This is a genomic window from Micromonospora sp. NPDC020750 (assembly GCF_044334565.1).
Taxonomy (GTDB): Bacteria; Actinomycetota; Actinomycetes; order Mycobacteriales; family Micromonosporaceae; genus Micromonospora.
In genome coordinates, this window is record NZ_JBIRTH010000002.1 from 669180 (window position 1) to 682321 (window position 13142).

Below are 13142 nucleotides of genomic sequence, written 5' to 3' on the forward strand. Positions count from 1 at the left end.
TCCGCCCGGCGGCACCGGGTGGAGGGGATAGCAGATGAGACCACGCGCAGCGGTCGCCGCAGGCGGCGCCATCGCACTGGTGGTGACGTTGGGGGCGTGCTCGGAGAACACGGGCGAGGGCACCACGGTGGACAACACCCGGCAGCAGACCGGGGTCATCGCCACGGACCCGAAGGACTCGAAGGGCCCGGCGGCCGAGGTGAGCGGGGCGCAGAAGGGCGGCACCTTCACCATCATCCGGGAGACCCCGATCTCCCACCTGGACCCGCAGCGGACGTACTCGTTCGCGGGCCTGATGGCCAACCCGCTCTTCTCCCGCTACCTGACCACCTGGAAGGACGACGGCAAGGGCGGCCTGGTCCTGGTCGGCGACCTGGCCGAGACCCCGGGCACCAACGTCAACTCCGACTGCAAGGTCTGGGAGTTCAAGATCAAGGACGGGGTGAAGTTCGAGGACGGCAGCCCGATCACCTCCAAGGAGATCGCGTACGGCATCGCCCGGTCCTTCAACCCGGACCTCGCCGGCGGCCCGACCTACGTGCAGGAGTGGCTGGCCGACACCCCGCAGTTCGACACCAAGTGGGACTTCAAGAAGAACCAGACCTCGCTGCCGCCGGGGCTGACCGCCCCGGACCCGAAGACCCTGCGCTTCGAGTTCGCCAAGGCCCGCTGTGACCTGCCGTTCGCGGTGTCGCTGCCGACCAGCGCCCCGCTGAAGGCCGACAAGGACACCGGGGTCAACCTGGACCAGCGGCCGTTCTCCTCCGGCCCGTACAAGGTCGCCAAGAACCAGGCCGGCGTGCAGCTCACCCTGGACCGCAACCCCCACTGGGACGCCAACACCGACCCGGTGCGCCACCAGTACCCGGACCAGTTCGTCTGGAGCTTCGGCCCGACCGCCGACGCCGCGAACAACCGGGTGATCGCCGACAACGGCGCCGACCAGAGCGCGATCGCCTTCAACTACGTGCCGTCCTCGCTGGTCGCCAAGGTGGCCCAGGACCAGGCGCTGAAGTCGCGGACCATCCTCTCCCCGACGCCGAGCTCCAACCAGCTCGTGATCAACAACCAGCGGGTGACGGATCTCAAGATCCGCCAGGCGCTGAACTACGCCATCGACCGCGAGGGCCTGATCAAGGCGGTCGGCGGACAGACCGTGGCCCAGCCGATGACCACGCTGATGCCGTCGTCCACCATCGGCTACGAGGCGTACGACGCGTACCCGGCCGGGGCCAACGGCAACGTCGACAAGGCCAAGGAGCTGCTCGGCGGCAAGACCCCGGAGCTGGTCCTCGGGGTGGCCGACAACACGGGCGAGCAGAAGGTCGCGATCCAGCTCAAGGGCAACCTGGAGCGGGCCGGCTTCAAGATCACCGTCCGGAACATCCCGGACGACGCGAAGCTCGACGAGGTCAAGAAGAAGAACAACCCCTGGGACCTGTACATCGGTAACTGGGCGGCGGACTGGCCCAGCGGCGCGTCCATCCTGCCGGTGCTCTACGACGGCCGGACCATCAAGGCCGAGGGCAACAGCAACAGCGCGTTCTTCAACGACCCGGCGATCAACGCCGAGTTCGACCGGATCCTCGCCCTGGAGCCGACCAAGCAGGGGCCGGAGTGGGCCAAGCTCGACCAGAAGATCATGAAGGAGCACGCGCCGGTGGTGCCGCTCTTCGTCGACGTGGCCTACGCCGTACACGGCTCCAAGGCCGGCGGGGTCTTCATCTCCAGCGTCTTCGGGTACCCGTCCTTCGTGAACGCGCACGTCAAGCCGTGACCCTCGGCTGACCGCCGACGGCCGGGCCCCCTCGCACAGCGCCGTGCGAGGGGGCCCTTCCGTCCGCCGTCACCCGAGATGGGTGCGGAGGAAGTCCAACTCCAGGCGGAGCAGGCGCTCCGACAGGCCGCCCGCGGCCATGTGGGTGGCCCCGGTCAGCGGCAGCACCGAGTGCGGCCGGCCCGCGCCCAGCAGCGCCGCCGACAGCCGCAGCGTGTGCGCGGCCACCACGTTGTCGTCGACCAGGCCGTGCAGCAGCAACATCGGCCGGGCCGGCTCGCCGGACACCGGCCGCTCGGCGGCCAGCTCCAGCAGCGAGTGGTGCGCGTAGACGTCCACCCCGTCCTCCGGCATCCCCAGGTAGCGCTCGCTGTACGCGGTGTCGTACAGCGCCCAGTCGGTGACCGGGGCGCCGACGATCCCGCACCGGAACAGCTCCGGGTGCCGCAGCACCGCCAGCCCGGCCAGCCAGCCGCCGAACGACCAGCCCCGCACGCCGACCCGTCCCAGGTCCAGGTCGGGGTGCTTGCCGGCGAGCGCGGTCAGCGCGTCGATCTGGTCGGTCAGCACCACGTCGGCCACCCGCCGGTGCACCGCCTTCTCGAAGGACGGGGCCACCCCGGGGGTGCCCCGGTTGTCGACCGTCACCACCGCGAAGCCGGAGTCGGCCCACCACTGCCGCTCCAGCCAGGCCGACCGGGCCGCCACCACCTCCTGGTGCCCCGGGCCGCCGTAGACGTCCAGCAGCACCGGCAGCCGGGTGCCCTTGACGTGGTCGGTCGGGTAGAGCACCGCGCTCGGCAGCCGCCGGTCGGTCACCCGCACCATCGTCGGCCGGGGCGCGTACGGCGGGGTCGCGGCCAACGAGCGGAGCTGCGCCACCTCCCGGTCGCCGCGCCACACCGACCAGGTGGTCCCCGGCTGGTCCAGCGAGGCGGTGCCGACCACCAGCGTGTCCCCGCCCACCGCGCCGGTGTGCCAGCCGGGGGTGCCGCTCATCCGACGGGCGTCCACCCCGCCGCCGATCAGCGTCCGGACCCGGTACAGGTGCCGCTGGCTCGGTTCCCCCTCACTCGCCTCGACCAGCAGATCGGCCGGGCCGTTGCCGGCGGGGAGCCGGCCCACCACCCGGCGCACGTACAGCGAGGGTGGGGTGAGCAGGGTGCCGTCGGCGAACAGGCAGCGGGCGTCGTACCCGTCGTGGGCCAGCTCGCCGCCGACCAGCACCCGGCCGTCCGGCAGGTGCGCCGGGGTGCCGGGGATCGGCTCCACCCAGCGCGGGTCGGCCAGCTCCGCGTGCACCTGGGTCTCCCCGGTGCGCGGGTCCACCGCGAGCACCAGGCCGTGCTGCTGGGAGCGGCGCAGCACCGTGATCAGCGGGTTGCCGTCGGACCAGTCGACCGACGTCAGGTACGGGTAGGTCTCCCGGTCCCAGTGCACGTCGACCCAGCCGCCGTCGAGGTCGAGCAGGTGCAGGCTGACCTCGGCGTTCGGCCCGCCGGCCTGCGGGTACGCGATGCTGGTCGCCGGGCTCGCCGGGTCGGCCGCATCGTGCAGGTGCCAGCGGGGCAGCCGGGACTCGTCGACCCGGGCGGCCAGCACGCCACGCCCGTCCGGCGCCCACCAGTAGCCCCGGAACCGGTGGAACTCCTCGGCCGCCACGTGCTCGGCCAGCCCCCAGGTGACCCCGGCGTCCTCGCCGGCCAGCAGGGTGTCGGTGCCGTCGGGCGACACCACCCGCAGCTCGCCCCGGCGTACCCCGTCGGCGGCGTCGGTGACGTATGCCAGGCGTTCGCCGGTCGGGTCCGGCCGCGGGTCGATGACCGGGCCGGCGACGGCCACCTCGACCACGTCCCCGTGCACCAGGTCGGCCCGGAACAGTCGGCCGGCCAGCGCGAACACCGCCACCCGGCCGGCCCCGTCCAGGGCGTACGAGCCGATGCCGGCGGCGCTGAGCCGCAGCCGTTCGCGCAGCGCCCGCTCCCCGGGGGAGAGGGCCGACGGGTCGGCGCCGGCGCCGAGCAGCCTCGCCGGGTCGGCGACCAGCCGCTCCTCTCCGCTGGCCGGATCGAGCAGCCAGAGCGCGTCGGCGGGATCCTCCGGACCGGTCGAGCGCAGGAAGATCACCCGGGCGCCGTCGTCGGCCACGGAGACGGCGCGCGGTGCCCCGTGAGAGAACCGGCGGGTACGGGCGGCCAGCTCCGGAAAGTCCACACGTCGGATCGTAGAGCGGGGCCGGCGATGATGTGGCCGACCTGCGCGGACGCGTCGGGAACGGCGGGGAATCCGCCGCCGGTTAGAGTGACCGTCGTGACGACGCTGCCCGACCACCGCCTCCTGCTGGTCCACGCGCACCCCGACGACGAGTCCATCGGCACCGGCTCGACGATGGCCCACTACGCAGCCACCGGCGCCCACGTCACGCTGGTGACCTGCACCCTCGGCGAGGAGGGCGAGATCCACGTGCCGGAGCTGGCCCGGCTCGCCGCCGCCGAGGCCGACCAGCTCGGCGGGTTCCGGATCGGTGAGTTGGCCGCCGCCTGCGCCGCGCTCGGCGTCGCCGATCACCGCTTCCTCGGCGGCGCGGGTCGCTACCGCGACTCCGGGATGATGGGCCTGGCCACCAACGAGCACCCCCGGGCGTTCTGGCAGGCCGACCTCGACACCGCCGCCGGGTACCTGGTGGAGATCATGCGGGAGGTACGCCCGCAGGTGCTGATCACGTACGACCCGAACGGCTTCTACGGCCACCCCGATCACATTCAGGCGCACCGGGTGGCGATGCGGGCGGTGGAGCTGGCCGCCGCGGAGGGCATCGCCCCGGCCAAGGTCTACTGGACGGCCATGCCGCGCAGCGTGCTGGAGGCCGGCCTGAGCCACTTCACCGAGTCGTCGGACAACCCCTTCGACGGTATCGAGAGCATCGAGGATCTGCCCTTCGGCACCCCCGATCCGGAGATCGCGGCCCGGATCGACGCCACCGAGCAGCACGCCGCCAAGGAAGCGGCGATGCGGGCGCACGCCACCCAGATCCCGGCCACCTCCTGGCTCTACTCGATCGCCGGCAACTTCGGCGCCGAGTTCATGGGGGTGGAGTACTTCACCCTGGCGGTGGGGGAGAAGGGGCCGGGTGCCGGCCCGTACGGCTGGGAGGACGACCTCTTCGCCGGGCTCGGCCTCGACGACGGCGGGTCCGGCCGCGCCCCGGTCTCGGCGGCCGGCGTCCGGTGACCCTGCCCGCCGCGCCGATGTCGGTCGTCCCGCCCCAGGCCCCCGCCCCGACCCCGCCGCGCCGGGCGCGGCGGCTGCTCGACGTCGCCCTGCGGGTCGTCGGCGGCCTGGTGGCCGTGGTCGGCGCGGTGGCGACCGGCCTGCTGGAGCTGATCCTGTCGACCGTCCGGGTCGGCGGGCAGCTGATCGGGGTGTCCGTGCTGGTGGCCGTCGTCGCCAACATCGCGCTGGGCTGGTTCGCGTACGCGGCGGTCGGCCGCCGGTGGGCGGTGGTCCTGCCGGCGACGCCGTGGTTCGTGCTGATGGGCGCGGCGGCCGTCCGGACCAGCGAGGGGGACCTGCTGCTCGCCGGGGACAACTGGGTCGGGCTCGCGATGATCGTGGTGGGGGCGATGACCTTCGCGGTGATGGGGTTCCGGCAGGTCCTGGCTCCGCCGCCGGTCCGCCGGGACGGGTGATGACAGCGCTCAGCTTCCGGTGGTAGATATTCCTGCCAGGAGGCTCGCCGTCGCGGCGGGCGGTGCGGCGAGAGGCGTGCGATGAAGAATCGATGGCTGTCGGTCGGGGTGCTCGCGGCGGCGCTGTTCGTGGTCAACGTGATCGCCCGGGTGGTCATCAAGTTCGGTCTCGACGCCGACGACGCGGCGGCCGACCGGGTCTCGCTGGCGATGTTCCTGGTGATCGGGGCGATCCTCGCGGTGCTGGCGTTCCGCTGGGGGCAGGAGCGCCCGGTGGCCCGCTGGGCCGGCGACATGGCCGCCGCCGTGGGGATCGCGCTGCTGCTGACCGTCCTGGTCGGGCCGCTGCTGGTCGGGCAGAACCCGTTCGACGGCGACGCGGGCACCCTGCTGGCCCAGGCCGGGCTCTACCTGCTGGCCACCGCCGCCGGCGTGCTCGTCGGCTACCTGACCCTCACCACGCTGGGCCGCGACCACCGCTCCCTGATGCTCAAGCGGTACGCCGAGATCAAGGCGGCGAAGCCGCACCGCCCGGTCCGCCGCTGACCACCCACCCCGGCCGCCCCTCGGCCCGCTCCGGTCCGGTCAGGGGGCGACGCGGGTGAGGTAGGTGTGGTGGGTGGTGAAGCCCAGCGAGCGGTAGAGGGCCACCGCCGGGGCGTTGCTCTGCTCCACCTGGAGGAAGGCGTCGGTGGCGCCCAGGGCCGCGCCCCAGTCGGCCAGGGCCCGGATGACCCGGGTGGCCAGGCCCTGCCGGTGGGCGTGCGGGAGGACCTCGATCAGGGTCAGGCCGAGCAGCCGCCGCGCACCGGTGACCGTGCCGCGGCCGACGGCGAGCAGTTCGCCGTCGGCGTACACCCGGGCGAAGCGGACCTGTTCCACGGCGGTGAGCACGTGCCGGGCGGCGTCCGGGAGGCCGCCCTTGCGCCCGGCGGCGACGGTGAGCCAGTCGTCGGACGGCGCGGCGGTCAGCTCGACCGGCGGCAGTCCGGCGTGGTCCGCCCGCAGCGTGGCCAGCGGCACGGTCTGCACCAGCACCGGCGGCCGGGCGCCCCAGCCCCGCGCGTCCAGCTCGGCGCCGACCGGCGCGGCGAGCGGCAGCGGCGTGTTGACCATGGCGGGCTGCCCGAGGCCGGCGTACCAGCGCTCGACGGCGTCCAGTGCGGCCGGCAGCGGCCGGTCCGGGTCGCCGACCGGCAGGGCCGAGTTCGCCCGGCCGGTCCAGCCCTCGGCGCTGCGCAGCAGCCAGTCGCCGAGCCGGCCCCGGGTCGGGGCCGGCCACGCCGCGTCGGCGGCCAGTTCCAGCGCCACCACCGCGGCGGCCGTCGGCCGGCGGGCCGGCGGCACCCGCTTGGCCCGGTGCACCTCGCCCACCGGAACCTGGAGCCGCCCCTGGGCGGTGGTCAGGGTGAGATGGGTCTCGGTCAGCTCGACCAGCTCGCCGAGGGCGTCCGAGAAGAGCGGCCGGCCTTCGCGAATCCCCACAATCCGGCGAACCACGATCCGGTGTCCCACATCCTGCTGTCGGAGCACGATCGACCCCCTCCCCGGCGAGATACTAGGCTCTAACCGTCGCGGGTGATCGCGACGTGTCTTGCGGAGGAGAAGACCGGTGACCTACATCATCGCCGAGCCATGCGTGGATGTGCTCGACAAGGCATGCATCGAGGAATGCCCGGTCGACTGCATCTACGAGGGAAACCGGATGCTCTACATCCACCCCGACGAGTGCGTCGACTGCGGTGCCTGTGAGCCGGTGTGCCCGGTCGAGGCGATCTTCTACGAGGACGACGTCCCGGAGCAGTGGAAGGACTACACCGGGGCGAACTACGAGTTCTTCGAGGACCTGGGCTCGCCCGGTGGCGCCTCGAAGATCGGCAAGGTGGAGAAGGACGCGACCTTCGTCGCGGGCCAGCCGCCGCGTGGAGAAAGCCACTGAACCGGCCCACGCCGGTGTCGTCGCGGCTGCCCGACTACACCTGGGACACCCTGGCCGCCGCCGCCGCCGTGGCGGCGGCGCACCCGGACGGCCTGATCAACCTCTCCATGGGCACCCCGGTCGACCCGGTGCCCCCGGTGATCCGGCAGGCCCTGGCCGACGCGTCCGACGCCCCCGGGTACCCGCTGACCGCCGGCACGCCCGCCCTGCGGGCCGCCATCGCGGCGTGGGTGGCCCGGGCCTGCGGCGCGGGCGTCGACGGCCTCGGGGTGCTGCCCACCATCGGCTCCAAGGAGCTGGTGGCGTGGCTGCCCACCCTGCTCGGCCTCGGCCCCGGTGACGTCGTCGTGGTGCCGTCGGTCTGCTACCCGACGTACGAGGCCGGGGCGCGGCTCGCCGGTGCCACCACCGTGCGCACCGACTCGCTGACCGCGCTTGGCCCCGACCCCCGGGTCCGCCTGGTCTGGGTGAACTCGCCCGGCAACCCGACCGGCCGGGTGCTGCCCGCCAACCACCTGCGCAAGGTGGTCGACTGGGCCCGCGAGCGGGGTGCCCTGGTGGCCAGCGACGAGTGCTACCTGCCGCTGGGCTGGTCAGCCGCCGCCGAACCGGTCTCCGTGCTCGCGCCCGAGGTCTGCGGCGGGTCGTACGACGGGCTGCTGGCGGTGCACTCGCTGTCCAAGCGCTCCAACCTCGCCGGGTACCGGGCGGGCCTCGTCGCCGGCGACCCCGCCCTGGTCGCCGAGCTGCTGAAGGTACGTAAGCACGCCGGCATGATCGTGCCCGCCCCGGTGCAGGCGGCGATGATCGCCGCGCTCGGCGACCAGGAGCACGCCGACGCCCAGCGGGAGCGCTACCGGGCCCGGCGGGAGCAGCTGCTGGCCGCGTTCACCGGTGCCGGGTTCACGGTCGAGCACTCCGAGGCCGGGCTCTACCTGTGGATGACCCGGGGCGAGGACTGCTGGGCGACGGTGGACTGGCTGGCCCGCCGGGGCATCCTGGTCGCGGCCGGCGTCTTCTACGGCCCGGGCGGCGCGCAGCACATCCGGGCGGCGCTGACCGAGTCCGACGAGCACATCGCGGCGGTCGCCGCGCGCCTCGCCCTGCCCTGAGTCGAGCGGGTGCGCCGGTGCCCCGGCCCGGCCGGGGCACCGGCGGAGGTCACCCGCCGATCCGGCGGAACACCGTCAGCAGCGCGTCCCGGCTGTGCTTCCCCAGCAGCTCGCTGGAGAACAGCTCCTGCATCTCCATCGTCCGCCCGCCGTGCAGGGTCAGCCCGGCCTTCAGCGGCACCTCCCGCTTCACCGCGACCGAGGTCATCTCCTCGTACGGCAGGAAGGTGTGTCGGGCCGCGAGCTCGGCCACCGGCACCGATCCGAGCAGCGCCCGCAGCCGCTCCTCGCCCTTGCTCGCCTTGCCCGGGTCGGCGATCAGCACCAGCCCACGGTCCAGGACCAGCACGTCGTGCTCGGCGCCGTCGACCTTGATGTTGGCCAACGCGCCGACGAGGTCGGCGTCCTGTCCGGAGACCCGCCGCTGCACCACCGTCGCGCAGTCCGGGTCGACGCCGGCCTCGGCGAGGCGGGCCAGCGCCTCGTCCAGGGTCTCGGGGTCGACCGCGAGCTTGGCGACCTCGGTCAGGTCCCACGGCTCGCCGTCGGGGCCGACCAGCCGGGCGGGGGCGGACCAGGACAGCTGCCAGTGCGCCTGGCCGGCGCGAATCGCGGCGTTGACCAGCAGCGAATTCATCGGGCCGGCGAAGCGGGCGGCGGCCTCCTCGCGGGAGGAGTCCGAGTAGAACTGCTCGGCGAACTCGCCGAGCCGACCCGCGCGGACCAGGTCCAGCACCGTGGGCAGGCCGGGCTCCGCCGCGCCGGTGAACCGGCCCGCGGCCCGGTAGACGGCGTCGGCCTCGCGCTGCCCGCCGGCGGCGATCGTCGCCGCGATGAACTCGGGCCAGGCCAGGACCTGCCGTCCCTCGTGCGCGATCACGTCCGCCTGCAACGCCAGACCCGCCGCGCCGATATCGGCCAGCAGGCCGGCGGCCGGCCGCTCGTCCGGCGCGGGCGCGGGCGCGTCGGCCGGCGCGTCGGCCATCGCGGCCACCCGAATACCGACGGGCGGGTGGGTGTCCCAGCGGGACGGCTTCTCGTCGGGCGCGTTCTCCCGCAGCGCGGTGATCTCGTCCCGGCGGGCGGCGAGCAGCTGGCCGAAGCCGCCGAACAGGTCGTCCGGGGCGAGCCCCGCCGACCAGCCCGGCTCAACGTACCGGCCCATGTAGAACGACCAGGCGGCGCCCAGCGCCGGCAGGGTGCGCAGCGCGGACGTGGCTGCGTCCCGGCCGGCCAGCCGCACCGCGGAGCGGTCGGCCTCCAGCTCCTGGCGGCGCGACGCGGCGTTGTCCACCAGCAGGTAGAGCTTCGCGTACCCCCGGAAGACCCAGCCGATCGGGTTGCGCCCGCCGATCCGACCGATGGTCTCGGCGATCGCCAGCCGCCCCCGGTAAGCCACTGCGCCGAGCCGGGTGTGCCGGCCCGAGTAGTGACCCAGCTCGTGTGCCAGCACCGCGCGGAACTGGTCGACCCGCATCGCCTGGAGCAGCGGCAACCCGACGTACATGGTTCGCCGGCCGCCCACCAGTCCGAGCATGCTGCTCTGTTCGGCGACGGCCGCGTTCACCTCGGGCACCAGCCGGATCTCGTCCGGGGCGCGGGTGCCGACCTCGGCGGCCAGCTCACGCACGGCGGCCCAGAGCGCAGGGGCGGCCCGCTCGTCGAGGACCAGGCCCGGCGCGGGCTCGCTCTTGGTGCGGACGGCTCGCCAGAGCCCGACCAGTACGGCGCCGAGCGCCAGCAAGAGCGGGATTATGAGCTTGGCGGTGGCGAGACCGCTGGCCCACTGGTGGATCCAGAAGCCGAATGTGACGACGGCGGCGAGCTGGAGCAGCGCGACGACGTAGAAGCCGATCAGCATGAGCACCGAGGCGAGAGCCCGGTACGTCGCGGCGGACATGATGTTGCCCTTTCCCCGTACGGACACCGATGTGGTATCCGGCGGGAGGGACCGTACTTCGTCGATCTTCGTTGAGCATCCCCCGTCCGGTCAGCGCCGGGCGGCCTGAGATCCAGGACGCCGGGCGCTCGTCCCGGGAGGCGGGCACACGAGGGGGCCGGGGTCGGGCGGGCGATATCCTCGGGGCCGAACGGGCCGAGGTGACCTCGACGCGTACCGACCGAGACGCCGAGGTGGGTGATGGTGGACAGGCCCGGTGGCAACCCGCGGGCCGCGGTGGTGGGCACCGGGCTCATCGGCGGCTCGGTCCTGCTCCGCCTGCACGAGCGCGGGACCGACGTCACCGGCTGGGACCCGGACACCGCCACCCGCGCGGAGGGACGCGCCCGGGGCATCACCTTCCCCGACGAACTGGCCGACGCTGTCCGCGGCCGGGACGCGGTGTTCCTCTGTGGCCCGCTGTCCAGCCTGCCGGAAACCCTGCTCACCGTCGCCAGGCACACCGGTCCCGACTGCGTGCTCACCGACGTGGGCAGCACCAAGGGCGGGATCGCCGGGTTCGCCGCGGCACAGGGGTTGAGCGGTCGGTTCGTCCCTGGGCACCCGATGGCCGGGGCCGAGCGCGCCGGGCTGACCGCCGCCGTCCCCGAGTTGTTCGACGGCGCGGCCTGGGTGCTCTGCCCCACGGCGGAGGGCGTCGAGCGGTTCCGTACGCTCGCCGCCCTGATCATCGACGTCTTCGACGCGCGGGTCGTCCCGATGACGCCGGACGCGCACGACGCGGCGGCGGCCCTCGCGTCGCACGTTCCCCACCTGCTGGCCGGCAGCCTGGCCGGCGCGGTGGCGGACGCCGCCCTGCGGGACGCCGTGCTGGGCCTGGCCGCCGGCAGCTTCCGGGACGGCACCCGGGTCGCCGGCACCCCGGCTGCCCGGACGGCGGACATGCTGCTGAACAACCGCGACCAGGTGCTCGCCCAGCTCGGCCGGGTGACCGGGGTGCTCGACCGGCTCGCCGCCGCGCTGCGGTCCGGCGACGCGGCGGCCCTCGTCAGGCACTACGAGCGGGCGCGAGGGCTGAGGCTGGCCCTGCTCGACCGCGAGCTGCCCCCGGTCGTCCGTGACTTCTCGCTCGGTGGGGATGTCGACGGCGAACTGGCGTACCTGCTGTCGCTCGGCGCTGCCGGCGGGCACCTGACCGGCTGCCGGGTGGCGGCGGGGACGGTGACCTACACCGGCCACCTCCCGACCTCCCCGGCCTGAGCCCCGCCCGCCCGCCCGAGCCCCGCCCGCCCGAGCTCTCACCGTTGCGCCGTCTCGTCCTCCGGCGCGGGTGCCGACAAGGGCCCCGCATCACGCAGGCGTTGATGAGGTGCCCTTTCCTTCCTCTAGGGTGAGGGCATGGTGGACGGACCAATCGTGGCGGTACGCGGCGAGGCGTACCGGGAAGTGGCTCCCGAGCTGGCCCGGTTCACGGTGACCGCGACGGCGCGGGACCGGGACCGGGAGGCCGTCCTGGCCCGGCTCGCCGAGCGGGCCGCCGCCGTGCGGGTGCTGCTCGACGCCGCCGACCCGGCCGTGGACCGCCGGGAGACCGGCGACCTGCGGGTCTGGCCGGAGACGAAGCGCTCCGGCGAGCGGGTGGTGGCCTGGCACGGCAGCGTCGCCACGACTGTCACCGTCACCGACTTCACCGCGCTGGGCGAGCTGATGCTCCGCCTGGCCGATCAGGACCAGGTCGAGGTCGCCGGCCCGTGGTGGTCGCTGCGGCCGGACAGCCCGGCGTACCGGGAGGCTCGGCACGCCGCCATCGCCGACGCGCTGGCCCGCGCCCGGGAGTACGCCGAAGCGCTGGGCTCCCGGGTGACCGCGCTGCTGGAGCTGGCCGACAACGGGCTGACCCCGCAGCCGATGATGACCCGCGCCGCGTTCAAGTCCGGCGGGCCCCCGGACGCCCCGCCGGAGCTGGAACTGGACCCGCAGCCGCAGAGCGTGCACGCGGCGGTGGAGGCCCGGTTCACGATCACCGCGCCGGTCCTCGGCTGATGCCGGACGCCCGGGTCCTTTCCCTCGGAGAGCTGGTGGCCCGCGCCCGGGCCCTGGCCGGGGCCGGGCCCCGTCAGCTCCTCGGCATCGCCGGAGCGCCGGGGGCGGGCAAGTCCACCCTGGCCGAGCGGGTCGTCGCCGAGGTGGGTGCGACTGCCCGGCTGGTGCCGATGGACGGCTTCCACCTGGCCCAGGCGGAGCTGCGCCGGCTCGGCCGGGACGCGCGCAAGGGCGCGGTGGACACCTTCGACGTCGGTGGGTACGTCGCGCTGCTGCGCCGGTTGCACCGGCTGGAGCCGATCTCGGTCTGGGCCCCGGGGTTCCGTCGGGACCTGGAGGAGCCGGTCGCCGGGGCGGTCGAGGTGCCGCCCGAGGTGCGGTTGGTGGTGACCGAGGGCAACTACCTGCTGCTGTCCGGGGACTTGTGGGACGAGGTGCGGCAGTTGCTGCACGAGGTGTGGTTCCTCGACCTGGACGCCGAGCTGCGGCACCGCCGGCTGACCGCCCGGCACGAGTCGTACGGGCGGTCGCCCGAGCAGGCGCGGGCCTGGGCGCTGGGCAGCGACGAGGCCAACGCGGCTCTGGTGGCAGGCACCGCCGTGCGCGCCGATCTGGTGGTCCGGCTGGCCGATACGCCTGCCTGAGGGACGGTGCCGGCGGCGGTGCCCCGGGCCGCGACCCG

General features: G+C 74.2%; 12 protein-coding genes. 9 read left to right on the forward strand and 3 right to left on the reverse strand.

Annotated features, from left to right (window positions below):
- Positions 1-34 precede the first annotated feature (34 nt).
- The gene (locus tag ACH4T9_RS08355) at positions 35-1777 is read left to right on the forward strand and encodes an ABC transporter substrate-binding protein (protein WP_396670209.1); all 1743 of its coding nucleotides are present in this window, start codon (positions 35-37) and stop codon (positions 1775-1777) included.
- 69 nt (positions 1778-1846) lie between these two features.
- Here ACH4T9_RS08355 and ACH4T9_RS08360 read toward each other — a convergent pair whose 3' ends face one another.
- On the reverse strand, positions 1847-3991 hold the full coding sequence (locus tag ACH4T9_RS08360) for a prolyl oligopeptidase family serine peptidase (protein WP_396670208.1): 2145 nt from the start codon (positions 3989-3991) through the stop codon (positions 1847-1849).
- An 87-nt stretch (positions 3992-4078) separates the two neighbouring features.
- On the opposite strand from ACH4T9_RS08360, the gene mshB reads away from it, so the two are divergent.
- From mshB to ACH4T9_RS08375, 3 genes are all read left to right on the forward strand, one after another.
- On the forward strand, positions 4079-5008 hold the full coding sequence (gene mshB, locus ACH4T9_RS08365; RefSeq protein ID WP_396670207.1) for an N-acetyl-1-D-myo-inositol-2-amino-2-deoxy-alpha-D-glucopyranoside deacetylase: 930 nt from the start codon (positions 4079-4081) through the stop codon (positions 5006-5008).
- A 17-nt stretch (positions 5009-5025) separates the two neighbouring features.
- A complete protein-coding gene (locus ACH4T9_RS08370) occupies positions 5026-5466 on the forward strand; it encodes a hypothetical protein (protein ID WP_396670206.1) in 441 nt (146 codons plus the stop codon).
- 81 nt (positions 5467-5547) lie between these two features.
- On the forward strand, positions 5548-6012 hold the full coding sequence (locus tag ACH4T9_RS08375) for a hypothetical protein (protein WP_396670205.1): 465 nt from the start codon (positions 5548-5550) through the stop codon (positions 6010-6012).
- A 39-nt stretch (positions 6013-6051) separates the two neighbouring features.
- Here ACH4T9_RS08375 and ACH4T9_RS08380 read toward each other — a convergent pair whose 3' ends face one another.
- Positions 6052-6999, reverse strand: coding sequence for a GNAT family N-acetyltransferase (locus tag ACH4T9_RS08380; protein ID WP_396670204.1), 948 nt, complete (start codon positions 6997-6999; stop codon positions 6052-6054).
- Positions 7000-7078: 79 nt separating this feature from the next.
- Here ACH4T9_RS08380 and fdxA point away from each other — a divergent pair, with 79 nt between their 5' ends.
- Both fdxA and dapC read left to right on the forward strand, forming a co-directional pair.
- Complete coding sequence (gene fdxA, locus ACH4T9_RS08385; protein ID WP_396670203.1) at positions 7079-7405, forward strand: ferredoxin; 327 nt, start codon at positions 7079-7081, stop codon at positions 7403-7405.
- A complete protein-coding gene (gene dapC / locus ACH4T9_RS08390; protein ID WP_396670741.1) occupies positions 7402-8517 on the forward strand; it encodes a succinyldiaminopimelate transaminase in 1116 nt (371 codons plus the stop codon). Before fdxA ends, dapC begins: the two co-directional genes overlap by 4 nt.
- Before the next feature lie 49 nt (positions 8518-8566).
- Here dapC and ACH4T9_RS08395 read toward each other — a convergent pair whose 3' ends face one another.
- Complete coding sequence (locus ACH4T9_RS08395; RefSeq protein ID WP_396670202.1) at positions 8567-10444, reverse strand: M48 family metallopeptidase; 1878 nt, start codon at positions 10442-10444, stop codon at positions 8567-8569.
- A 213-nt stretch (positions 10445-10657) separates the two neighbouring features.
- Between ACH4T9_RS08395 and ACH4T9_RS08400 the strand changes: the two genes are divergently transcribed.
- From ACH4T9_RS08400 to ACH4T9_RS08410, 3 genes are all read left to right on the forward strand, one after another.
- Positions 10658-11677 carry a prephenate dehydrogenase gene (locus ACH4T9_RS08400; protein WP_396670201.1) on the forward strand — a complete coding sequence of 340 codons (1020 nt, stop codon included), beginning with the start codon at positions 10658-10660 and terminating at the stop codon, positions 11675-11677.
- 138 nt (positions 11678-11815) lie between these two features.
- On the forward strand, positions 11816-12460 hold the full coding sequence (locus ACH4T9_RS08405) for an SIMPL domain-containing protein (protein WP_396670200.1): 645 nt from the start codon (positions 11816-11818) through the stop codon (positions 12458-12460).
- The gene (locus ACH4T9_RS08410) at positions 12460-13104 is read left to right on the forward strand and encodes a nucleoside/nucleotide kinase family protein (RefSeq protein WP_396670199.1); all 645 of its coding nucleotides are present in this window, start codon (positions 12460-12462) and stop codon (positions 13102-13104) included. Before ACH4T9_RS08405 ends, ACH4T9_RS08410 begins: the two co-directional genes overlap by 1 nt.
- Positions 13105-13142: the final 38 nt, after the last annotated feature.